Source organism: Pseudocitrobacter faecalis, assembly GCF_965231525.1.
In the GTDB taxonomy this organism is placed as follows: domain Bacteria; phylum Pseudomonadota; class Gammaproteobacteria; order Enterobacterales; family Enterobacteriaceae; genus Pseudocitrobacter; species Pseudocitrobacter faecalis.
In genome coordinates this window covers 3,825,361-3,845,974 of the sequence record NZ_CBDDNJ010000002.1, presented here as the reverse complement: position 1 = coordinate 3,845,974, position 20,614 = coordinate 3,825,361, and the positions used below count along the sequence as shown (strand labels likewise).

25 protein-coding genes are annotated in these 20,614 nt (G+C 46.2%); 21 read left to right on the top strand and 4 right to left on the bottom strand.

The genetic code is table 11. The features are described 5' to 3' along the window. Positions 1–83 precede the first annotated feature (83 nt). From ACOXYR_RS18730 to ACOXYR_RS18675, 12 genes are all read left to right on the top strand, one after another. Positions 84–959: a GTPase family protein gene (locus tag ACOXYR_RS18730; RefSeq protein WP_421355649.1), complete on the top strand. Its 876-nt coding sequence runs from the start codon at positions 84–86 to the stop codon at positions 957–959. 200 nt (positions 960–1,159) lie between these two features. Further along, complete coding sequence (locus ACOXYR_RS18725) at positions 1,160–1,864, top strand: helix-turn-helix transcriptional regulator (RefSeq protein ID WP_000083853.1); 705 nt, start codon at positions 1,160–1,162, stop codon at positions 1,862–1,864. After that, positions 1,864–2,433: a hypothetical protein gene (locus ACOXYR_RS18720; protein ID WP_000722972.1), complete on the top strand. Its 570-nt coding sequence runs from the start codon at positions 1,864–1,866 to the stop codon at positions 2,431–2,433. Before ACOXYR_RS18725 ends, ACOXYR_RS18720 begins: the two co-directional genes overlap by 1 nt. Before the next feature lie 36 nt (positions 2,434–2,469). Next, positions 2,470–2,922 carry a YfjS/YafY family lipoprotein gene (locus ACOXYR_RS18715; protein WP_000737933.1) on the top strand — a complete coding sequence of 151 codons (453 nt, stop codon included), beginning with the start codon at positions 2,470–2,472 and terminating at the stop codon, positions 2,920–2,922. Then, the gene (locus tag ACOXYR_RS18710) at positions 2,919–3,368 is read left to right on the top strand and encodes an IrmA family protein (RefSeq protein ID WP_000734140.1); all 450 of its coding nucleotides are present in this window, start codon (positions 2,919–2,921) and stop codon (positions 3,366–3,368) included. The genes ACOXYR_RS18715 and ACOXYR_RS18710 overlap by 4 nt, the downstream gene beginning before the upstream one ends. 71 nt (positions 3,369–3,439) lie before the next feature. Further along, positions 3,440–3,670, top strand: a complete 231-nt coding sequence (locus ACOXYR_RS18705; RefSeq protein ID WP_063925496.1) for a DUF905 domain-containing protein — start codon at positions 3,440–3,442, stop codon at positions 3,668–3,670. A gap of 98 nt (positions 3,671–3,768) precedes the next feature. Next, a complete protein-coding gene (locus ACOXYR_RS18700) occupies positions 3,769–4,590 on the top strand; it encodes a DUF932 domain-containing protein (RefSeq protein WP_421355648.1) in 822 nt (273 codons plus the stop codon). Positions 4,591–4,620: 30 nt separating this feature from the next. Next, a complete protein-coding gene (locus ACOXYR_RS18695) occupies positions 4,621–5,064 on the top strand; it encodes an antirestriction protein (RefSeq protein WP_421355647.1) in 444 nt (147 codons plus the stop codon). A 12-nt stretch (positions 5,065–5,076) separates the two neighbouring features. Next, on the top strand, positions 5,077–5,619 hold the full coding sequence (gene radC / locus ACOXYR_RS18690; protein WP_421355646.1) for a RadC family protein: 543 nt from the start codon (positions 5,077–5,079) through the stop codon (positions 5,617–5,619). Continuing rightward, positions 5,616–5,837, top strand: a complete 222-nt coding sequence (locus tag ACOXYR_RS18685; RefSeq protein ID WP_063963757.1) for a DUF987 family protein — start codon at positions 5,616–5,618, stop codon at positions 5,835–5,837. Before radC ends, ACOXYR_RS18685 begins: the two co-directional genes overlap by 4 nt. 25 nt (positions 5,838–5,862) lie before the next feature. Next, positions 5,863–6,228, top strand: coding sequence for a type IV toxin-antitoxin system YeeU family antitoxin (locus ACOXYR_RS18680; protein WP_169330389.1), 366 nt, complete (start codon positions 5,863–5,865; stop codon positions 6,226–6,228). Between the two features lie 38 nt (positions 6,229–6,266). Beyond that, positions 6,267–6,638, top strand: a complete 372-nt coding sequence (locus ACOXYR_RS18675) for a TA system toxin CbtA family protein (RefSeq protein WP_064324662.1) — start codon at positions 6,267–6,269, stop codon at positions 6,636–6,638. A gap of 270 nt (positions 6,639–6,908) precedes the next feature. On the opposite strand, the gene ACOXYR_RS18670 is transcribed toward ACOXYR_RS18675, so the two are convergent. Continuing rightward, positions 6,909–7,166: a hypothetical protein gene (locus ACOXYR_RS18670; protein WP_421355645.1), complete on the bottom strand. Its 258-nt coding sequence runs from the start codon at positions 7,164–7,166 to the stop codon at positions 6,909–6,911. Between the two features lie 795 nt (positions 7,167–7,961). Continuing rightward, positions 7,962–8,633 carry a Crp/Fnr family transcriptional regulator gene (locus ACOXYR_RS18665; protein WP_421355644.1) on the bottom strand — a complete coding sequence of 224 codons (672 nt, stop codon included), beginning with the start codon at positions 8,631–8,633 and terminating at the stop codon, positions 7,962–7,964. Between the two features lie 603 nt (positions 8,634–9,236). Between ACOXYR_RS18665 and ACOXYR_RS18660 the strand changes: the two genes are divergently transcribed. The 9 genes from ACOXYR_RS18660 to ACOXYR_RS18620 all read left to right on the top strand — a co-directional run bounded on the left by ACOXYR_RS18660 (position 9,237) and on the right by ACOXYR_RS18620 (position 18,023). Continuing rightward, on the top strand, positions 9,237–9,800 hold the full coding sequence (locus ACOXYR_RS18660; RefSeq protein WP_407731998.1) for a fimbrial protein: 564 nt from the start codon (positions 9,237–9,239) through the stop codon (positions 9,798–9,800). A 52-nt stretch (positions 9,801–9,852) separates the two neighbouring features. Further along, positions 9,853–10,569: a fimbrial biogenesis chaperone gene (locus ACOXYR_RS18655; protein WP_108475396.1), complete on the top strand. Its 717-nt coding sequence runs from the start codon at positions 9,853–9,855 to the stop codon at positions 10,567–10,569. A 31-nt stretch (positions 10,570–10,600) separates the two neighbouring features. After that, positions 10,601–13,096: a fimbria/pilus outer membrane usher protein gene (locus ACOXYR_RS18650; RefSeq protein ID WP_108475397.1), complete on the top strand. Its 2,496-nt coding sequence runs from the start codon at positions 10,601–10,603 to the stop codon at positions 13,094–13,096. A 47-nt stretch (positions 13,097–13,143) separates the two neighbouring features. After that, positions 13,144–13,794 carry a hypothetical protein gene (locus ACOXYR_RS18645; protein ID WP_421355643.1) on the top strand — a complete coding sequence of 217 codons (651 nt, stop codon included), beginning with the start codon at positions 13,144–13,146 and terminating at the stop codon, positions 13,792–13,794. A 12-nt stretch (positions 13,795–13,806) separates the two neighbouring features. After that, entirely contained in the window at positions 13,807–14,979 is a 1,173-nt protein-coding gene (locus ACOXYR_RS18640; RefSeq protein ID WP_421355642.1) for an HD-GYP domain-containing protein, read from the top strand. A 53-nt stretch (positions 14,980–15,032) separates the two neighbouring features. Further along, the gene (locus ACOXYR_RS18635; protein ID WP_421355641.1) at positions 15,033–15,878 is read left to right on the top strand and encodes a winged helix-turn-helix domain-containing protein; all 846 of its coding nucleotides are present in this window, start codon (positions 15,033–15,035) and stop codon (positions 15,876–15,878) included. A 2-nt stretch (positions 15,879–15,880) separates the two neighbouring features. Further along, complete coding sequence (locus ACOXYR_RS18630; protein WP_108475401.1) at positions 15,881–16,360, top strand: FidL-like protein; 480 nt, start codon at positions 15,881–15,883, stop codon at positions 16,358–16,360. A gap of 65 nt (positions 16,361–16,425) precedes the next feature. Beyond that, positions 16,426–17,544, top strand: coding sequence for a fimbrial protein (locus ACOXYR_RS18625; RefSeq protein WP_421355640.1), 1,119 nt, complete (start codon positions 16,426–16,428; stop codon positions 17,542–17,544). Positions 17,545–17,756: 212 nt separating this feature from the next. Then, a complete protein-coding gene (locus ACOXYR_RS18620; RefSeq protein WP_407732003.1) occupies positions 17,757–18,023 on the top strand; it encodes a hypothetical protein in 267 nt (88 codons plus the stop codon). 8 nt (positions 18,024–18,031) lie between these two features. On the opposite strand, the gene ACOXYR_RS18615 is transcribed toward ACOXYR_RS18620, so the two are convergent. Then, complete coding sequence (locus ACOXYR_RS18615) at positions 18,032–19,207, bottom strand: fimbrial protein (RefSeq protein WP_421355639.1); 1,176 nt, start codon at positions 19,205–19,207, stop codon at positions 18,032–18,034. Between the two features lie 217 nt (positions 19,208–19,424). Beyond that, positions 19,425–20,423, bottom strand: a complete 999-nt coding sequence (gene trpS / locus ACOXYR_RS18610) for a tryptophan--tRNA ligase (RefSeq protein ID WP_421355638.1) — start codon at positions 20,421–20,423, stop codon at positions 19,425–19,427. Positions 20,424–20,614 lie beyond the last annotated feature (191 nt).

The window sequence follows — 20,614 nt, the reverse complement described above, 5'->3', positions numbered from 1 at the left end:
TTTCAGATAGATATTATCTCTGTGAATCCCCGCTTTCCTGACTGGAACTCGGGGTTTTTTATTTTTCACGCTGAGACTACTGTATGAATAAACCTGACGGCCTTCAGGCCCTTGAACAACCGCTCGCGTCGCTTCCGCACACGCTTCGCCAGCTTATTCTTGAACGTATCCAGAACCTGACCCATTACGAGCCGGTAATTGGCATCATGGGCAAAAGTGGTACAGGTAAATCCTCTCTTTGCAACGAACTTTTCCGGGGTGAGGTGTCCCCGGTGAGTGATGTGAACGCCTGTACTCGCGACGTACTGCGCTTCCGGTTGCGCAGCGGTCTTCACAGTCTGGTGATTGTCGATTTACCGGGGGTTGGTGAAAACGGGCGGCGGGATCAAGAATACCGTGCCCTGTACCGTCGAATCCTGCCGGAACTGGATCTGGTGTTGTGGGTCATTAAGGCCGATGATCGGGCACTAACCGTGGACGAGCAGTCCTGGCACGGTGTGATGCAACCTTACAGGCAAAAGGTACTGTTTGTGATTAACCAGGCCGACAAAATCGAACCCTGTCATGAATGGGATACCCTCACCAGCAAACCTTCAACACACCAACAGGGAAATCTTAAAGCGAAGCAGGCTGCGATTATGGCGATGTTTAAACCGCATCATCCGGTCTGTGCGGTGTCCGCCAGCACTGGATGGGGCATTGAGGATATGGTGGCAACCATGATGCGCTGTCTGCCTGACCGCGCCACCAGTCCGGTGGTGACACAACTGCACGGGAGACTCTGCACAGAGCCGGTAAAGTCGCAGGCCCGTGACAGTTTCGGTGACGCTGTGGGTTGTGTTTTCGATACGGCTGAGTCATCGTCATTCCTGCCTGCGCCACTGAAAACGGTGATTCGAACCGTGCGGGAAGCCGTGGTAACCGTTGCCCGTGCCGTCTGGGACTGGATTTTCTTATGACAAACCGCTTATGGCGGACACTCCCTGTCCTTGCTGCGCTCAATTAATGAGCAACTAACCCATCGATTAGGCGCAAAGCCGCATCATGGCTGAAATCCACATACTGAAAAAATACGCCTTCCCATGTCCATACCCTGTCCGGCCCCTTCGTTACACTAATCACTTAATTTTCAGCCTGTTAACAGGATGGAGAAAATCTAATGTCCCAGACTGAGCGTCGCCATGAGCGGCTGGCGGTTCGGCTGTCCCTCATTATCAGTCGCCTTGTTGCTGGCGAAACACTGGATATGGGCCTTCTTGCAGCAGAGTTTGGTGTATCGATCCGCACCCTCCGCCGGGATTTTCGTGAGCGACTGATGTACCTGGATCTGGAATATCGCGACGGCACCTGTCGTCTGCTCTCTGGTAGCCATCAACGCGAACTGGCTGTACTGACTTTTGCTCGTCAGTCAGGCGTGGAGGCCCTGTTTCCTGACATGGATAACCACATGGTCAGTTCCCTGTTAAGTGGACCCGGTGAGTCTCCTTGTCTCATATGGGCAGAGTCAGAGTCATTGTCGCCACCCAGGCCAGGCATATTTACACGCCTTGTAAGGGCCATATCAGAGCGTCGTCGCGTGACGCTGCTGGCTGAAGGTTGTCGTTGCTCAAGGCTTGCACCATACCGCCTCGTACTCTGCGGCGGGCACTGGTATCTGACTGGAGAGCACCATCATCGAGTGGCGGTGTTTCCGCTGAATGATATCCATGCAGTTACCTTGCACCCGGAACTGTTCGTGCCCAACCTTCAGATTCGCAACGTTCTCACCGAACCGGAATTCCTCAGAGCTCTTCCCCATTTTCACGTTTTTCACTCACTGCTCGCCAGAACCGGCGACGGTCTTTTACCTCATAAGGAATCATGATGAAGAAAATACTGACTACAACGGCGCTGGCCGTCAGTCTCTGCGCAGGCGCTACCTTTCCGGCGTCTGCTGAAACTGTCGTGGGTACCGTCAAATTCTGGCAGTACATGCAGGCGGATGGCTGGAAATCAGCAGATGGCATGGACAACGACGCGCTGAACAATACGCTCTATCAGGCCAGTGTGATTGGCAATTATCCCTGGACCAGGCAATTCCTGCTGCGTCAGCGTGGTGGCGGTGTATATTTTCTCGCCGATAAGAAAACGCATACCGTGCGCAAGCTGAATCTGAAACCTGCCAGCGGTTATTACTCCGATCTGACCTCGGTCTATCAGAGTGAAGACCAGGGGAAAGGGTGTTACTTCACTATCATCGACACCCAGTATCAGCTGGGGCTGGCTGATGTACCTCACAGCAACCAGGTGCTTGCCGCATTCCCGGAAAACTGTGTCAACAAACAGCAGCAAGCTGCCCTGGCGGCGAAGCGTTCTGCCTCAGAGCAGAAACTGCAGCAGTGGGTAGCTCAACAGAGTCTGGCAGAGTTGTGCCGGAGCACCGGCAATTGCTGAAGCCAAGGAACGGACGATTAATAAGGAATCTGCACCATGAAGAAATTGTATAGACCTGTTCTCACTGTTTTGATGGTTATCGGTGCCATGGGGGTTTCTGGCTGCGACCGCAAGGAAGATGCGGGTGTGAAAACGATAGCAAGTTTTAAGGACCTGACTCCGCCACCGTTCAGCAAGGTTGTCTCGCATAAATCCGATATTGCCCAGGAATGGGTAAAGAAGGATGCTTTCGGCACACCGCAATATACGGTGATGAAAACCAACCAGTCGCCGGAAGGCTGTGAGTCAGGCAATTATTACTACATTGCGGATATGCAGCAGAAAACGGTGCAGCCTCTGATTGCTGCCCTGTGTCTTGCGGACAATATCACCCTGAGCTTCCGGATTGAAACCGACAGCTACACGGGTGAAAAATCGGTGGTGTATTCGCACGATGGCAAGGAAATGGGGAAACTCTATCTGCCGGAGAATCAGGAGAAAAATCCATGAAGAAGCTGAAAGGCGTTATTTCAGTTTTCGCTCTGAGCCTTTGTTTGCTTTCACCGGCTCAGGCCGAAGAACAGCGTTACATCAGCATCCGCAACACAGACATGGTCTGGGTGCCGGGCAATGTCTGTGTGTGGCAGTTTCGCCTGGACAACGGCGGCAGTGGTGAGGGGTTTGGGCCTCTGACGCTCTCCCTACGTCTGAAAGACAAAGGGGGAAACACGCTGGTTAAGGGGAATATGGCGGTGGCTGCATTTGGTGAGAGCGATGCGACTCGCTCTCAGGAAGCCTCGCTGGAGAACGAATGCGTGGAAAACGTCAGCTCTGTCGAAATCATGAAGGCAACGGAAGAGCGTAATGGTTACCAGATTGACCTGCCACTGTCTGTTTTCGACCCGCAGTATTACCAACCGCTGCAAGTCACGGTTGTCGGAGGTAAGGCGTCTTAGCCAATTCTTTACCCGTTTGATTCAGCCCCTGTCGCTTATGCCACAGGGGCTTTTTGTTTTAAGGAGCCTGTATGCCTGAACTCACTGAACTACCAGAGGGACCGTTTTCGCGCCAGCAGGCAGAGGCGGTTGCGGCTCAATATTCCAACATTGCTATAGAGGACGACCAGGGTACGCATTTCCGTCTGGTTATCCGTCATGAGCGTTGCATGGTTTGGCGAGCCTGGAACTTTGAGCCGGATGCCGGTTACTGGCTGAACCGGTATATCACTCGTTATGGCATCCGCAAATTTCCTGCATAACCACCACCAGCACATCACCGATACAAACAAAGTCAGGGCACACCTCTTTCGGGAAGTGTGGCCTTTTGTCTTTTTACCCACTGCATAAGGAGTTACCCATGCGATTAGCCAGCCGCTTTGGCCGTATAAACCAGATACGACGTGACCGGCCTCTAACCTACGAAGAGCTGATGAGTCATGTCCCCAGCGTGTTCGGGAGTGACAAACATGAATCTCGTTCAGACAGGTACACCTACATCCCGACCATCACCATCCTCGAAAGCCTGCAGAGTGAAGGCTTTGAGCCGTTCTTTGCCTGCCAGACAAAAGTTCGCGACCAGAGCAGGCGGGAGCACACCAAGCACATGCTTCGACTGCGTCGCGACGGGCAACTGACCGGGCATCAGGTGCCGGAAATCATTCTACTTAACAGCCATGACGGCTCATCAAGCAACCAGATGCTGCCGGGGCTGTTTCGTGGCGTCTGTACCAACGGCCTGGTCTGCGGCCAGTCATTCGGAGAAGTGCGGGTACCGCATAAAGGTAATGTCGCCGAGAAGGTGATTGAAGGGGCTTACGAAGTGCTCGGTGTCTTTGACCGAGTGGATGAGAAACGCGATGCAATGCAGTCACTGGCGTTGCCAGCACCAGCCCGTCACGCACTGGCGAATGCCGCGCTGAAATATCGCTTTGGCGAAGACCACCAGCCGGTCACGGTATCGCAGCTGCTGACTCCGCGTCGTCGGGAGGACTACGGCGATGACCTGTGGACTGTCTACCAGCGCGTGCAGGAGAACCTGATGAAAGGAGGTCTGTCAGGGCGAACCGCACAGGGGAAAAGCAGCCGCACCCGTGCCGTTACCGGCATTGACGGCGATGTGAAGCTCAATCGCGCCCTGTGGGTTATGGCAGAAAACATGCTCGAATTTTTCGGGCGTTAAACAACAGTTCCGGTATAAGGAGATAGTTTAATGAATACAAAAAATCATCAGTTCGAGGAGCATACCGTAATTACTGCCTCAGCGGTCCCTGACGAGTTACGCATTGGCTTCTGGCCACAGCACTTTGGCACCATCCCGCAATGGATAACGCTTGAGCCCCAAATCTTTGTCTGGATGGATCGGCTGTGTTCCGATTACCAAGGTGGTATCTGGCGCTTTTCGACACTCAGCAACCGCGGCGCTTTTATGGCTCCCGAGTCAGATCACGATGAGAAGTGGACATTGTTCAACAGCATGAACGGCAATGGCGCAGAGCTTACCAGTGAAGCTGCAGGGATGGTCGCCTGTCTGATGACTTACAATCACCACGCCTGTCGCACCGAGTGTGACGCGATGACTGAGCACTATTATCGCTTACGCGACTACGTGCTGAACCATCCAGAGTGCAGCGCCATTATGCATCTCATCGACTGAGGGATACCGAACATGAATACCGCATTATCCCCGCTGTCATCTCAGCCTGAACTCTTTCCACTGGCGGTTATGACCCAGCATGGTTGTTTGCTCCCCGCGACCTCCGGATTAACCCCCTATGCCCAACGCACCATTCGCCGGGCTATCAATCTGCTGGATAAATATCTGCGCCACCCCGGTATATCCTTTACCTCCAGTACTGCTGCCCGTGACTGGCTTCGGTTACATCTGGCAGGACAAGAACGGGAAGTGTTTATGGTGCTCTATCTCGATAACCAGCATCGTTTACTGGAGAGTGAAACGCTATTTGCCGGTTCGATTAACCATGTGCAAGTCCATCCCCGTGAGGTAGTGAAATCAGCGCTTCGCTTCAATGCTGCAGCTGTCGTACTGGCGCATAACCATCCATCCGGTGACCCGGAGCCCAGCCAATGCGACCGCAACATTACGGGCAGGCTTAAAGAAGCGCTGGCACTGGTTGATGTGAACACGCTCGATCATCTGGTCATCGGTTCAGAGGGCATTGTGTCGTTCGCAGAGCGAGGCTGGATATGAAAATCATCAGCAAACGCCAGGCAATGACCCTGTACCGGCAACATCCTGGATCCCGACTGTTTCGCTTCAGTACGGGCAAATATAAATGGTCAGGTAGTATCTGCCATTATGCTGGCCGCGAGGTGGAGGACATACGCGGCGTTCTGGCCGTGTTTGCTGAACGTTGTCAGGACCGCAATGGCCCCTATGTCATTCTTCGAAGCGTTACTCTCAATTAATCCTTCACTTTAATCAGGAATAATAATGAACAATCACTCAGAATCCGGTGCCATACTTGAGAATTCCCCCTGCCAGCAGTGGGGGCTAAAGAGTACGATCACACCCTGTTTTGGAGCTCGGCTGGTGCAAGAAGGCGACCGCCTGCATTTTCTCGCTGACCGCGCCGGGTTTAACGGTGCTTTCAGTGACGAGCATGCGTTGCGCCTCGACCAGGCCTTTCCGTTAATACTCAAGCAGCTGGAGCTGATGCTCACCAGCGGAGAGCTCAACCCTAGGCACCCGCACAGCGTCACGCTTTACCACAACGGACTCACCTGCGAAGCCGACACACTCGGCTCCTGTGGCTATGTCTTCATTGCTATCTATCCTGAGCATACTGAGCCGCAGTAACTCACCGCTTATCCCCTTAACTTCATAGAGTAAACCTCATGCAAACCATATCATCACACCCGACACGGGCGGCTCAGCCCTGCCTGTCACCCGTTGAAATCTGGCAGTTGCTGCTGACTCATCTGTTATCGCAGCACTATGGCCTGACGCTGAATGACACACCGTTCAGTGATGAAGCCACCATCCAGGAACATATTGATGCAGGAATATCGCTTAGCGATGCGGTAAACTTTCTTGTCGAAAAATATGAACTGGTAAGAATTGACTGCGATGGTTGCTCTGTCATGGAGAAGTCACCGTTTATCACCAGTATCGATATTCTACGTGCCCGGAAAGCCTCCGGTCTGATGAAACGCAACAGTCACAAAACTGTTACCAGGGTAACGGCAGGTCAACATCAGGAGCTATAAGCTATGGGCAGTCAATTAATGTTGATATCGACAACATTGATACAATGCTGTCCAATGTAGGGAAAGCTAACAGTAACCAGATGATGAGGAGTTCGCGAAGGCTAAAGCCAGCTTCTCATCTTTATCTGTATCATTTACTCATAGGGGGATTTTGTTCAGTTGGCTTTGCCCTGATTCGAGTCCCGAATCCAATGAATTAATGTGTTGGTATCTGCGTTGGTACACATAAAATTAGTTTGTTTTTATTGGTTTTAATTCAAGGAGTTAATTTTAATGTGCGAGTCCGGCCTTCGCCCCATAATCCTCAAAAACCATACTCCTATGCCGCTCCAGATACTCCAGCGATTTCTCCGGATACGGACTTATCCTCCCCGGCAAATTAAGCGCCTTATACGTTTCATAATCCAGCCGATTGCTGACAATAACATCATCCTGGTTGACAAAAGAGCCCCCATCAAACAACACATCAATATGCGCAGCCAACATGATCCCATCAAACGGATCCTGTCTCTCCGTAGATGTCGCCACAGCCAGTCCACGTTTTAATATGTCTTGCGTGCAGTGAAGGTTGAAATGCGAAGTGAGTGACCGAAGAAGCGGGGTAGAGATTCAGGCACCCTGAACGGAACTGGCCTTGGCCCCAGGAGGGCATTAATCAGCCGTTGACGTGTTGTGGCTTCCTGAGAGGCATCTTTTTCTTAAAGCGCGAGATCGCGCTGAATAATCGTAAATTTGCTGGAAGATTCAGGCATTTTATTCGCGCTAAATCCAGCTCTATCATTAACACCTGTTGATGCTTCGCAGGAATAAATGTGCGGGCGACACCAGAGGCCAGCGTATCGAAAAAAGAGGATATTATTTCAGAAATGCGTAGCTGGGGTTATCGAACCCATCAGAAACCTCAAACGCTTTAAGCTTTGACTTTTTCGGTTCACGGGAACCCTGTGAAGAGTACCGCTTTGCATTCCTGAGCATCTAAAAAACTATCGTGACGCAAACGCCAGAAAGGCATATCGATGGCATAGCCGATACGTTTCGGCTCAGAGCGCTTCAACAGTCCTCGAAGGTTCGGCTTCACCTCACTGGCATAATCAAATCAGCAACCATGCCCTTTTTGTTCTGTGAGAGGGCATAAAGCAGCAGCGGTTTGTTTAACGTGATGTCATCGCCATATTTGGCAGTTTCGATTGTCAGAAATTTGCGGATGAAGAACTGGGCTTCAGGCATTACTTACAATGATGCGCGTAAACCAGGCACGATCAAGAGCATGTATCCGCATATCCGTTATGTTGTTTAGCGTTGTGTAACTTTGAAACTCATATTTTAAGCATTCAGGTTCTTTATCTGAATATTTTTCTTATCCACCGTAATCTCTTCACTCAATTTTAGCTCCGAAAACGCACGGTTCAGGCTGGATATCGAGACACCCAGTAGTGTTGCCATCTCTTTAAATGTTATCGGTAGCGATATATGATTGGCTGAAAAACCATACCACGCGTAACGCTGCGAAATTAACTTCAGATATTCTCTCACCTTCGTTTGAGCATCCTGACTGACTAAAACGGAAATCATTTTCTGCTGTTCAGCAATCTCGAAGGAAAGCATTTCGGTCACATAGTTGATGAAATTTTCGGTTATCTGGCTGAGATCATAAAGTCGATTACATTCTAGCAGACAAAGTTGGATATCGGTTGCTGCAACAGCGTGATAGTGATAAGCAGGCGTATACAAATCTTCAGTACCAATCACCTGGCCCGGTGTTTTGACATTCACTATGTTTCCGTGAGGATCGTAGATTTTTACTGTACCAGCTCGTAACGCCATCAAGTGCGTCATGGTGTCTCCGCAACGGTAAAGATACTCACCTTTTTTTAACTCTTTTTTTCTTTGCAGGCTTTGGGTAAATAAAGCTACACAATTATCAAAGAGATAATCCTTGCACATCTTCCCAAAACAACATTTTTCGCATGTGACACATTGAGATGTACTGGCCATTTTATAACGTCCTTACTCCAACTTTTATTTTTTTTTGCAGGTGATTCGTTTAAAGATTGAGAAGGCAAGTATATCGCAAAGTCCTAAATGATTTTTCCTAAAAGCGCATGATTACTTGCACAAACATCAGACGTAAATAACTGCTCGTGGTACTGTCGTAATTTGTAACATTTCAAGTTATAGAAGATGCATGTTGCTATTTGGTTAATGTAATTTTTCTAGCATGTATAATTTTGACTTCAAAATTCATACTAAAATGGATGGGATAATGTCATATGAAGTGATTATCATTAAAAACACCTTAATAATTCAAAGAAGTCACTTCGGCTAAAAATGCTTTTTGTAGTGTTATATTCTTTGTTTTTCATAAAAAACAAAATATAAATCTATAATGTCGTGAATAAAAGGAGTTTTTTATAAGCATAATATTTTAAATTCTTTTAATTTTTTCTTAAATTTTTCTGTGTTCACATAATGCCTATCCACTCCGAGTGATTAAGCAATCATCCGTACGTTGGAAAAACGGTAATTGCATCTGATAAGGCACGTGTAGGGATGTGCTGTATTAGGTGAATCTCAAACAAATGAATGGCAGGAATAAGTATGTTCAAGAAAAGTCTGGTGGCAGCCTCTATTATGGTTTTATCCGGTAGCGTATTTGCTGCAACTGATGAAGGTGTTGCAGGTGGTACTATTACTTTTAACGGTACCGTTACTGATACGACATGTAACGTCACTACCAATAATGGTTCTGACTTTACCGTAAACCTTGCTCCGATTACTACTACCGATCTGGGTACTGCTGTAGGTGTTGTAACTGCGGGTGCTAAAGAATTCACGATGGCGGTTTCTGGTTGTACGGGTTATGCAGCTGACACGGATACTTTGAAAGTTAGTTTCACCAGCAGCAATGTTTCTGATGATGAAAAATATCTGACCAACTATAGCGGTACTGCTGAAGGCGTGGGTATTGCATTAACAAAAGATGGTTCTACTCAGGTTAATTTTAACGAGGCACTGGATACCGGCTTAACCGCGGCGGATGTTTCCGGTAGCACCAGCACTTCTGATATCACTTATTACGCTAACTACTATAACTACGGCGGCGCTACAACCTCTACGGGTAGTGTTGTGACTGCTGCAACTTATACCTTTAGTTACGAGTAAGAAATAGCAACCGGGGCTGTTGCAGCCCCGTTTTTTTTGCAAGAAAGGCATCATGAAAAAGTTAATGTTTTTATTATCCGCACTGGCTGTGTCCTTTGCGGGTAATGCAAGCGTCGTTATTAATGCGACGCGCGTGATTTATCCGGCACAATCGAAATATGTCAATGTGCAGCTTGTTAACCGCAGTAAAACTACGCATCTGGTTCAGTCGTGGATCGATACCGGAAACCCGTCGGCGGCGCCAGAAACGATTAAAACGCCTTTTAGCCTGACACCACCGGTAGTCAAAATGGCGGCGAATGAGGGGCAAGCCCTGAAGCTTTCGGTTATCAATAGCAGCGCGCTGCCAAACGATAAAGAGAGCGTGTACTGGCTCAATGTTCTGGATGTTCCACCGGTGCCGGAAGGCGCGAAAGAGGGTGAGAACTATCTGCAGGTAGCATTACGCAGTCGCATCAAATTGCTGTATCGCCCAGAGGGATTATCTGAACCGGGTAACGATACGCTGAAAAAAGTCAGCGTGAGCCAACAATCCGGCAGTACCTGCCTGAAAAATGATTCACCTTACTACATTACGATTACGGAAATAATTAACTGGCACGGTGGCGATCTTAAGAAAAAGACTACTGAGAAGAATTTGCTAAGCAATGCGGCCTTTATTGCACCTTTCAGTTGCACCCAGGTTGCCGGCAATATTAAGCCCGCGGGAAGCTACCGCGCGGCATGGATTGATGATTACGGTTCAAAGCGTTATGTCGTGATGAATTGAACCCTTTACCAGATTTCCTGGGTCATAGAGCATGAAATGTAAAAAAATTCTCCGTCGAGGATTATTAGTTAATTCCATATGGGCAGCACTGTACGTAGGCTGCACTTTTGCTGAAGATTTTAACAATAGTTTATTGGTCGGTAATTCAGCAAATATGGACTGGAACAATAAAGCTGTTATTATGACACCAGGAGAATATGATTTTGATGTCTATATCAATGATGACTGGAAAGGGAAGTTTGCATTTCTTGTCGAAAATGACAACGAAGGTACGCTGAAGATCAAAACTTCTGATGCACGAATGTTAGATATCCGTGATCTAGCGTCGGTTTTGACAAGTGAACAGGGTACGTACATCAATGTAGATAAATTACTGCACGGCGGATCTCATTCACTCAAGCCGGGTGAAATGCGCGTTAATCTTGAAGTGCCGCAGGCCTATGTGACGCGCACCGAAAGAAACTGGGTATCACCGGAAAAATGGGATACCGGCATCAATGGTGTTTATACCAATTACAACCTGAGTTATTACAATTTCCGCGGTAAAACGACGGGTTACACCGATTCGGATAACGTCTATTTGTCGCTGAATAGTGGGCTGAATCTTTTGGGCTGGCATTTTATTGATAACTCCAGTTACAGTCGCTCAAGTTCGGGAGAAGCAGGTAAATGGCGTAATTCAACGCGCTATATTGAGCGACCTTTTGCCGCTATTAGCGCTATTGTGCGATTTGGCGATGCCTATACGTCTTCAGAATATTTTGACAGCGTTCGTTTTCGCGGTCTGACAGTAAATAAAAGCCAACAGATGTTGCCGGATAGTCAACGTGTATATATGCCGGTTGTGACAGGTGTCGCCAGCAGTTCTGCTGTGGTCCGCGTGCTACAGGACGGAAACGTCATCTATCAGATTGCCGTGCCACCCGGCCCATTTGCTATTCGCGATCTAATGCCTACCGGTTCACGTAATGAACTGCATGTGGAGGTGAAAAATAGCGGTGGTCAGGTTGAAACGTTTATTGTGCCATTTTCATCAATGCCTGGCATGTTGCGCCCTGGCACCAGCGACTATCGTTTTAGTATGGGTGAAGTGAACATGCGCGATTCGAATGATAATTCGAAATTTGTGCAATATAGCTATACCTATGGGGTGAACAATTATACGTCTGTTTTCGCAGGCTTAACGCTCAATAATGATTATAAATCGTGGTTAGCGGGGAGTACGGTTTCACTACCTTATGTTGGATCATTCTCAGGAACAATGGAGCAAGCACGCTACCAACTGCCCGGTATGGATAACCAGAGTGGGGAGAAATACTCCGTTTCCTGGAGTAAGTACTTTGAGACCCGGACTAACGTTACGCTAGCCTCATATTATTATCGTACCCAGGACTACGCTTCTTTTAGTGACTACATCGCGACAAAGGAAAATCTTGACCAATATGGCTACACCAGTACCACGCGTAACAGTAAACAGGCTTTTAGCGCCTCGGTCTCTCAAACGTTGCCGGGTGATTTTGGCAAGTTAACACTTACTGGTTACTGGCGTGATTACTGGAACAACCAGCGCAGCAACCGTCAGTACAACCTGACGTACAGCAATAACTATAAAGACATTACTTATAGCCTCTCCTTACGCCGAACGGAGTACACCCAGAGCTATTACGATACAGATTACGATGGCGATGAAGTAAGTCATCTGAGAAAGAACAAAAGCGCAGACGAGAGCATTTATTTCTCGCTGACCGTACCAATGAGTATCTTCGATACGCGCACAACAATTTCTTCGCGTACGACTGTTGAGAAAGGAAAATATGCTTCGTCTGACATCAGCCTGAGTGGTGAAATGAAAGATGTAAGCTATAGCATGGTGTTAACCAACGACAACGATGCCAGATCTCGTTCAGCGGATATCTATGCTTCCTGGGATAATAGTTACAGTAGTCTGAGTGCTGGTATGACCGAGGCGACGGACTACCGTCAACTTAGCCTGGGGGCTAGCGGTAATATTCTAGTGTGGCCATCAGGGATTCTTGCATCGGGTACCACGGGGCGTAACTTCGTTATTATCGATGCCCCGGGGCTCAGCAATGCGGTGGTCAACGGGAATACGGCAGTCAGAACCAATGCAAAAGGACAGGCATTATCAACCAGTGCGGTGGCATATCGTCAAAATCACTATCGTCTGGATCCCGATGGCACGCAGGATAGTAGTGTAGACTTATTAGGCAATATCGAATATATAGCGCCTTACGAGGGCAGTATTACGTATCTGAAGTATAAAACAGATACGCGTAAAACCTTTACCCTTAATATTATGCGACCGGGAAATGAAGCATTACCTTTTGGTGCAGCAGTGACGGATCAGGGCGGTAATTTGCTGGGATATGTTTCACAAGGCAGTCAGGTGTATCTGAAGGCGGATACATTGCCAGAAATACTGAAAGTGAATATTAGTAGTAAAAAGCATAAACAGTTCTGCACGGTGGAAGCTCCGTCGGAGACGCGCGTTAATCCGTGTCGATAATCACCATCGCGTGATATTGTTAAGCAATGAGTTAAGTTAGCAGAATTATGTCACAGAGATACTTTATTGATTCAGATAATGCCTTTCTTTCGCTGGCTATTCAGAGCATCCTTGATGAACTGGAGCCTGAAAGTGTGGCTGGGCAGAAACACGGAGAGCAGATATTAGTGCTCTCAGAGAAAAAACGCATTCAGGATATCCTCGCAGGCAGGGAACGCCGTCTTGAGGATTATGAATTAATTATTTGCTCTGAACCTTATTATTCACTTTGTAGACAGTATTTTGGGAAAGTGACTAAGAAAATAATAAGTTTAGATAACGGTATTCAGTCGCTAAAAAACGCTATCCTTGATTATTATAAAGATCGTGAACAAACATTGTCTTTATATGATATGAGTCACTTGCTGACATTAACACAAGATGAGCGTAGGACGATTGCTGATTATATCTCGCAACATGACTATCGGCAAATGGCAAGAAATCACGTCAGTGATGTGAAAACAATTTCGCGTTATAAGCGGGCTGCAATGTCAAAGTTGGGCTATCGTAGTAATATGGAGTTGTGGTTAGCCTTAAACTTTTTGTTCTATCTGGAGGTTATAACTCTTATTAATACGGAAAGGAAGGACGGGAATTGTCATTGCCTTATCATCGCCAGATACAAAACAAGGCCTGTTGCTTTTAATACTACTTTTTAATAGAACTGTTTAATGAAAACTTCTGTACAAGATTGTTTGAATCTTATCAATGTGGTTATCGAGCCGCTTTTTAGCGATCTGGCTTTACATTTACGTCAGAGTTCATTCATTGCATTTTATATTGCACGTAACCTGAAGCTATCTGAGAATCAGGTAAAGGATGTTTTTATTTCAGCAAGTATGCACGACCTTGGTCTTTTACTGAAGAATACACATCAAGATCGCTTAATTGCTGCTGATGTTCTTGATGGCCATTATCTTAATGGATTAGAAGTACAGCAAGAAATTGCGATGTTGAATCGTATCAGTAATACCCTATACGTTCAAAAAAATGATTGCACACTTGTCAGTGATATCGTTTATTTTTCTGATATCTTTGAGCTCTATCTTCGAGACCAGGATAAAGACTATATTTCCTATTCAGAGATGTTGGTTGATGATTTTTTTGCAGTGCATTCAGAATTCCGCCAGGAAATTGTGGATGCGATGAAACGTCTCGCCCAGGATGATGTTTTCTGGCTGCGGCTTGAATCAAGTAATATGCATAAGGTTTTACAGCGGATCAGTCCTTTGCGAGACTCTTATGTTACGCTGGAAGATCTTAAAGATATCTGTTTGATTCTGGCGCGTATTGTGGATATTCACAGTAGTTTTACCGTGACGCATAGCACCAGCGTCAGTCGTGTTGCAGAAAAAATTGCCGGTCTGATGTCTTTCTCGGAAGAGCAGCAACAAAAGATTGGCATAGCCGGCTATTTGCATGATATTGGCAAGGTTTATATTCCTTCTGAAGTGCTGAATAAAGAAGGACAACTGACGCGTAAAGAGCGCGGATTGATGAAAAAACACAGTTATAAAACGCTGGAAATGTTAAGTCATATCAAATCGTTGGGAGAGATTACTCCGTGGGCGGCAAATCATCATGAAAGGCTGGATGGTTCAGGATATCCGTTCGGGATTCATGGCGATGAGTTGGATGCCGAGTCGCGTATAATCGCGGTGGCGGATGTGTTTACTGCCTTAACGGAAGATCGCCCGTACCGTAAAGGAATGTCGTTGACGCAAGCGATGGATATTCTAGAGGTGGAGGCAGAACAGCTAAAACTGGACAAGTTGATTGTAAATATTGTCAAGCGTAACATTGAAATTATTTTTGACTGTGTCGGGCAGATAAAACCTAAATGATTTACTATGTTATTTATGACAATTTTATTTATTTACGTGCGTAATTTGACACTATGAAATATCGTATCGCTGAAAAAATCATATTTGATACCGAATCTGAATGGATTGTGTGCAGAGACGGCGATACCGTGCTGATAGAGAAAAAACTTACCAAAACCGCTGCTCAGATCCTTTCTATCTTGCTGGCCAATCATGGCGAGCTGGTCGAGCGAGATTATCTCTTAAGTGAGGTATGGGAGACGCGGGGTCATCATGGTTCTAACTCATCACTTAATCAGTACATCAGTATTTTAAGAAAGGCATTATTTGAGCTCGGTGTACCTAAAGAGTGCATCGTCTCTGAACCTAAAAAAGGGTTTATATTCTCCAGGGCCGTTACTGTTGGTGAGGTTTTTTCACAAGAACAAAATGTATGTGATGTCGAGGGGCAAAGTGAAATATTGCCTCCTTCGCTGATTCCAGACTCAATAGAAGGCGTATTATCATCGAGAAATAAGTTGCGATATTACCGCTGCAATATGATAAATATTGTACTATGGATGTTGCTAATTATCACTGTAATAGCATGTTTATTTGAATTCCATAAATTATTGGCTGAGAAACGAATGCCTGAATCAGTACAGTTATTTTCAATAAATAAATGCAGGGTCTACTCAGATAGTGGAAAATATATATCCTATCAACCCGTGATGAAAAAGATAATTTACGATATTCATTCAGATATTGATAAACAATGCGCGTCAGACAATATAATTATATTTGTTAAAGTTCAGCCAAGTATTTTCTTTGGACATGCGGGGCGAGTGTTCGTCGCGCTGTGCGCAGGGAGAGCGGACGGCGATGAGTTAACATATTGTGAAAATAACTACCGATATAATTATTATCAACGGCAGGAGTGATAATGACTATGCGCTTGATATCCATTCTATTGCTGGCAATAAGTATAGTTGTGTTAGCTGTTTTAATGGTAATGCGTTTGCCCGGCTCGGACTATTTTAGTGCAACTTGTCGGGCTTTTATGGATTATCACGGTGTTGCTGGTAATGATGGGTTTAACTTTAAGGGAGATATCTCTTTTTTCTTTAATGATAATAAAACAGGGAGGTACTATATATCGGGGAGTATGAATGATAATGATGGCGAGTATTCCATCTCTCGTCTTGTTACTTTTAAATATCAATACAAAGGAGGCGAAGAGTATATCTTTTCACCTGTCTCAGTTGAGAAATCTGTCCATGATGATATTTCTGATAAAATCTATGACAGATTAAAGAGAATGTTGCCGCTAACGCAAAATGTCTCAATTAATATGAGTAGAAATGAAAACTATCTCTTGTTTAGTAATGCGGTGAGCCCGCTTTTTATCTGTGTAAGCCTGTAGGTATCTAAAGTCTACGGGTATTTTTAATATTATGAGGATAAGTTAATAACACTTATAGTTTTATTATGCTTAAACATTTTTTGCGTTTTACGGCAGTATTCTTCTTCGTGAGTCTGCTTAGCTCCCAGCTTGCATCAGCATCCTGCGGTATCCTTTTAGGGAGTGTTAAACACTCTGATAAGTCGATAAATCTTTCCACGGCCTTTACTGCCTCGACTGTCTATACCGTGAGTTACACCACTAGTTGGTCAGGTTCAATAACCTGTACACTTGGGCTTGGTCTTGATTCTGTCTACTTTTTTTCTGCTTTTGGCAGTAAACCTGTTTATTTAAACTATACGAGTGTTGATGGTACGGAGGATTATTGGATTAAAGTTACGGATGAAATAACCGGGACGACCAAAACTACCGTAAGTGGTATTGCCGGAATACACAGCCTGAGCAGTTATCAAACGCAATATACGTTAACTTTTGAATATTTGAGTGAGAAACCGGCCGGTGTTACTGATTATACGAAAACCAGTACTTCTGGTTCAATTAATATTTTTCCGGCTATTGTCAGCGACAGCGCAGCAAGTACTACTTATTGCACCAGTGTCCTGTGGTGTCAAAGCCAAAGCTATGCGGATAATGTATGGGATTATATGATGAATGACACTACATCATGGTCTTCTTCTCGTTATCTGGGTTATGAAAAAATATCAATTAATTTTGAGCCCCAACAAACCACGTGTAACCTCACCCATGATTTGACCATTAAATTACCTCCAGCCACCCTGGATACGCTACAGAACAATGGCGAAGCGCCAGGAATCAATTTCCGTTTGCCTATTAGTTGTAAAGATGCGCTTGGCGATAACTTTTCAACTCGTGATATCAGTGGATGGTTATCCAGCTCCGATATCCTTAACGATGCGACGACAGGAACCGTGCTGGTTAATGAAGACTCCGAAGCTGGCGGTGTTGGGATTTCTGTACGCTCATCCTCTGCAGGCAGCGATATTATCTTTTCCAGTGATAGTTCGAAACAAAGTGCTAGCGAAATCTTCAGCGTAAAGAAAGACGACTCCGTTGAATCTGCTTTTAATGTCAGTTTGTATGCGTATTATAAAGTCTATGATTCTGCGCAACTTACAACAGGGCCCGTCGTGGCGACGGCCCAATTGATGTTAGGTTATGATTAATACTCTCTTCGCTATTCTCTGAAGTGAAAGGAGCATGTTATCTGTATGTTGAATTTAGTTTAATATACAGATAATAAAACCTTTACGGTTGCTATAAAAAAGCGCTTTTGGAAATTTTGCAAATATATTTTATATTTTGTCAATGATTTTATTGTTTTTCCTGCTGTAATAATTATGATGCTCTTCGGTCAACAAAGTCCAGGAGTATCACAATGATTAATAGAACACGACTGTTAAGTGCCATATTATTTTTTGTGAGTGCCATTTCTTCAGCGCATGAAATTAAATTTTCAGGTAGTGTAGTCGATAACTCCATTTCTGCACGTAATGTCTGTTTGCACTATGCGGTTCATCAGGGGGCAGAGCGAACCTGTCGTAGTGAGTCTGGCACTGAAATTATCAGTACAATTAAAAATACTCTGGTGCAATATAAAGGGAAGATTGCGTATGCCAGAATTGTGACGATAAATTATAAGTAATACTGCTTTTAATCATATCCAAACATAATCTGTGCTGTCGCAATAATATCACCTGCTGATAATGCGGCAGTATTGTACACTTTATAATAAGCATTCAGAGAAATATAGTTTACTTTTTCAATATCATCGCCCGCCTTTAGTTCCAGCAACGTGGTTGCATTATTTGCTGAAGACCCCGAACTGATGACAATATCTTGCCCGGTGGTTAGACTTTTTAATGATATGCCCACGCCGCCAGCTGTCGAATCATCGTTGATAAGAACGGTTCCGGATGTTGCATCATTCAGGAGATCATGGCTCGATAGCCAGGCACTGATATGACGTGTCGATGTGGTGCCTGCTAACGCATCGGAACACTCAATGGGTAAACGGAATGTTGTACCGGTATCTTCACCATTACGAGCCAAACGATCCAGCGATGCAGCAGGTAATTTAACGGTCATGTCATGGGTCAGATTGCAAGTTGTCTGGTTAGGTGCAAACTGTATGCTGAGCTTTTCATAGGCGATATAACGGCTGGTTGACCATGATTCCGTATCATTAATCATGTAATCCCAGACATTCTCACCATAAGTCGAGCACTTATTGCCCCATATATTGCAGTCGTATGTATTGCTGCCATCACCGTGACCACTCATGACTGCTGGAATCACCGAAAGAACGCCGCTGGTTGTACTTTTAGTCATATTGCTGACGCCAGAAGGCGCACTGGCTAGCAATTCAAAATTCAAAGTGTATTGCGTTTGATAGCTTGCGATAGAATGCTTTCCTGCAATACCGTTAACTTTTTGTTTTGTGTCACCAGTAATCGATGCGGTGGTTTTAATCCAGTACTCTTCCTGGCCATCACCGGATGTAAAATGCAGATATACCGGGCTGTTATTAAACCCCGTAAAAAAGAATACATTGTCGAGGCCAATTCCGTAGGTACACGACATTTTCCCAGACCAGTTGGTACTGTAGGTGATTGAGTATGTCGAAGATTGGGCAAAAACTTTTGATAAATTGAGAGATTTATCAGATTCTGCGACCCGTGTTTTGGAAAATAATCCACTAGATACATCACACGTATTACTTAACACTCCCCGGCTTTCTTTATCCGCAGAGGCATTGATGGGGCTACTGAAGAGAACAAACATAAAGGCCAAAAGACCCCGCATTATACTTCTGCGAATTACTTCCATAACAATAAGATGCCCTCAAAAAACGTCAGAGAAAATGATTAGCTATATAACTAGTTTAGTTGTGTAATTTATTTAATTCATGTTCTCATCTTTTTGCTACGTGGCAAAGTATAAAAATGAAGCGCTTATTTATTTTCGGATTTTACTAATTAAAGTTAGCTTTTATTTATATTTGTAAAAGAGAAGACGATGTGGAGTACCGCCTTCCCTGGCGCATTCAGTTCAGCAGCCCCAGCCCACGCTTCACCTCATCAAGCGTCGTCTGCGTCACCGCCCGCGCCCGCTCACTCCCTTCACGCAGTATCGCCATTAATGCGCCTTTATCCTGAATAAACGTGTTCCTCCGCTCGCGCATTGGCGCAATTAACTCCTGCAAACAGATTTCGAGTTCGTGCTTGCAAGCACGATCGCCCAGCCCGCCCTGTTGGTAGTGCGCTTTCATCGCCGTCACTTTCGCCGGGTCAGGATGAAACGCATCCAAATAAGTAAAGACCACATTCCCCTCCACACAGCCCGGATCGCTTACCCGGAGGTGGTTCGGGTCGGTGTACATTGCGCAAACGGCGCGGTGAATGTCTTCCTCGCTGGCTGAAAGCGTTAACGTATTCCCCAGCGACTTCGACATCTTGGCGTTACCGTCGATGCCCGGCAGGCGGCTGGTCTGGCTGAGCATCGCCTGGCAATGGCGCAGCACTGGTGTGCTCAGCAGGCTATTCATCTTGTGGACGATCTCATTGGTCTGCTCAATCATCGGGAGTTGATCATCGCCCACTGGCACCAGTCCGGCCTTAAAGGCGGTAATGTCCGCCGCCTGGCTGATGGGGTAGACCATAAATCCGACCGGCAACGACCGGCCGAATCCTTTCTGAGCAATCTCATTTTTGACCGTTGGATTGCGCTCAACGCGCGCGACGGTCACGATGTTCATATACAGCACGGTAAGTTCCGCCAGTGCGGGGAGGGCGGATTGCAGGCAAATTGTCGTGAGGTGGGGGTCGATACCTGCGGCCAGGTAGTCGGCCAGCACTTCCGGAATATTATCGTGGATTTTCTGCGGGTTACTGCCGTTATCCGTTAACCCCTGAAGGTCGGCAATCAACACAAATTGTTGATGGTCGTGCTGCAATGCAACGCGCTGGCGTAGCGAACCGACGTAATGACCTAAATGCAGCGGGCCGGTTGGGCGGTCGCCAGTAAGAATGGTGGATTGGTTCATGTGAAGCTCCTTTGGCTTAATTAGCCGAAAGGCGCCCCTGAAATGATATAGCCGCCTTTCGGCGGCTATAAAAATGGGATGAGAGGATCCGTGCCGCCTTTAGAAAGGCAGCCACCAACGGGTATGACGTGAGGTGGAGACGACGGTACGGTTCATGGCTTCATCCTGTCACTATCTATCAGGAAGGTCAA

What these genes read in the sequence shown, in the direction of transcription:
- trpS (WP_421355638.1), bottom strand. Translation starts at nt 20,423, where the DNA reads ATGAACCAATCCACCATTCTTACTGGCGACCGCCCAACCGGCCCGCTG.
- ACOXYR_RS18645 (WP_421355643.1), top strand. Translation starts at nt 13,144, where the DNA reads ATGTCACAGAGATACTTTATTGATTCAGATAATGCCTTTCTTTCGCTG.
- ACOXYR_RS18620 (WP_407732003.1), top strand. Translation starts at nt 17,757, where the DNA reads ATGATTAATAGAACACGACTGTTAAGTGCCATATTATTTTTTGTGAGT.
- ACOXYR_RS18685 (WP_063963757.1), top strand. Translation starts at nt 5,616, where the DNA reads ATGAAAATCATCAGCAAACGCCAGGCAATGACCCTGTACCGGCAACAT.
- ACOXYR_RS18655 (WP_108475396.1), top strand. Translation starts at nt 9,853, where the DNA reads ATGAAAAAGTTAATGTTTTTATTATCCGCACTGGCTGTGTCCTTTGCG.
- ACOXYR_RS18730 (WP_421355649.1), top strand. Translation starts at nt 84, where the DNA reads ATGAATAAACCTGACGGCCTTCAGGCCCTTGAACAACCGCTCGCGTCG.
- ACOXYR_RS18635 (WP_421355641.1), top strand. Translation starts at nt 15,033, where the DNA reads ATGAAATATCGTATCGCTGAAAAAATCATATTTGATACCGAATCTGAA.
- ACOXYR_RS18650 (WP_108475397.1), top strand. Translation starts at nt 10,601, where the DNA reads ATGAAATGTAAAAAAATTCTCCGTCGAGGATTATTAGTTAATTCCATA.
- ACOXYR_RS18675 (WP_064324662.1), top strand. Translation starts at nt 6,267, where the DNA reads ATGCAAACCATATCATCACACCCGACACGGGCGGCTCAGCCCTGCCTG.
- ACOXYR_RS18630 (WP_108475401.1), top strand. Translation starts at nt 15,881, where the DNA reads ATGACTATGCGCTTGATATCCATTCTATTGCTGGCAATAAGTATAGTT.
- ACOXYR_RS18640 (WP_421355642.1), top strand. Translation starts at nt 13,807, where the DNA reads ATGAAAACTTCTGTACAAGATTGTTTGAATCTTATCAATGTGGTTATC.
- ACOXYR_RS18700 (WP_421355648.1), top strand. Translation starts at nt 3,769, where the DNA reads ATGCGATTAGCCAGCCGCTTTGGCCGTATAAACCAGATACGACGTGAC.
- ACOXYR_RS18715 (WP_000737933.1), top strand. Translation starts at nt 2,470, where the DNA reads ATGAAGAAATTGTATAGACCTGTTCTCACTGTTTTGATGGTTATCGGT.
- ACOXYR_RS18680 (WP_169330389.1), top strand. Translation starts at nt 5,863, where the DNA reads ATGAACAATCACTCAGAATCCGGTGCCATACTTGAGAATTCCCCCTGC.
- ACOXYR_RS18615 (WP_421355639.1), bottom strand. Translation starts at nt 19,207, where the DNA reads ATGGAAGTAATTCGCAGAAGTATAATGCGGGGTCTTTTGGCCTTTATG.
- ACOXYR_RS18695 (WP_421355647.1), top strand. Translation starts at nt 4,621, where the DNA reads ATGAATACAAAAAATCATCAGTTCGAGGAGCATACCGTAATTACTGCC.
- ACOXYR_RS18665 (WP_421355644.1), bottom strand. Translation starts at nt 8,633, where the DNA reads ATGGCCAGTACATCTCAATGTGTCACATGCGAAAAATGTTGTTTTGGG.
- radC (WP_421355646.1), top strand. Translation starts at nt 5,077, where the DNA reads ATGAATACCGCATTATCCCCGCTGTCATCTCAGCCTGAACTCTTTCCA.
- ACOXYR_RS18720 (WP_000722972.1), top strand. Translation starts at nt 1,864, where the DNA reads ATGAAGAAAATACTGACTACAACGGCGCTGGCCGTCAGTCTCTGCGCA.
- ACOXYR_RS18625 (WP_421355640.1), top strand. Translation starts at nt 16,426, where the DNA reads ATGCTTAAACATTTTTTGCGTTTTACGGCAGTATTCTTCTTCGTGAGT.
- ACOXYR_RS18725 (WP_000083853.1), top strand. Translation starts at nt 1,160, where the DNA reads ATGTCCCAGACTGAGCGTCGCCATGAGCGGCTGGCGGTTCGGCTGTCC.
- ACOXYR_RS18710 (WP_000734140.1), top strand. Translation starts at nt 2,919, where the DNA reads ATGAAGAAGCTGAAAGGCGTTATTTCAGTTTTCGCTCTGAGCCTTTGT.
- ACOXYR_RS18660 (WP_407731998.1), top strand. Translation starts at nt 9,237, where the DNA reads ATGTTCAAGAAAAGTCTGGTGGCAGCCTCTATTATGGTTTTATCCGGT.
- ACOXYR_RS18705 (WP_063925496.1), top strand. Translation starts at nt 3,440, where the DNA reads ATGCCTGAACTCACTGAACTACCAGAGGGACCGTTTTCGCGCCAGCAG.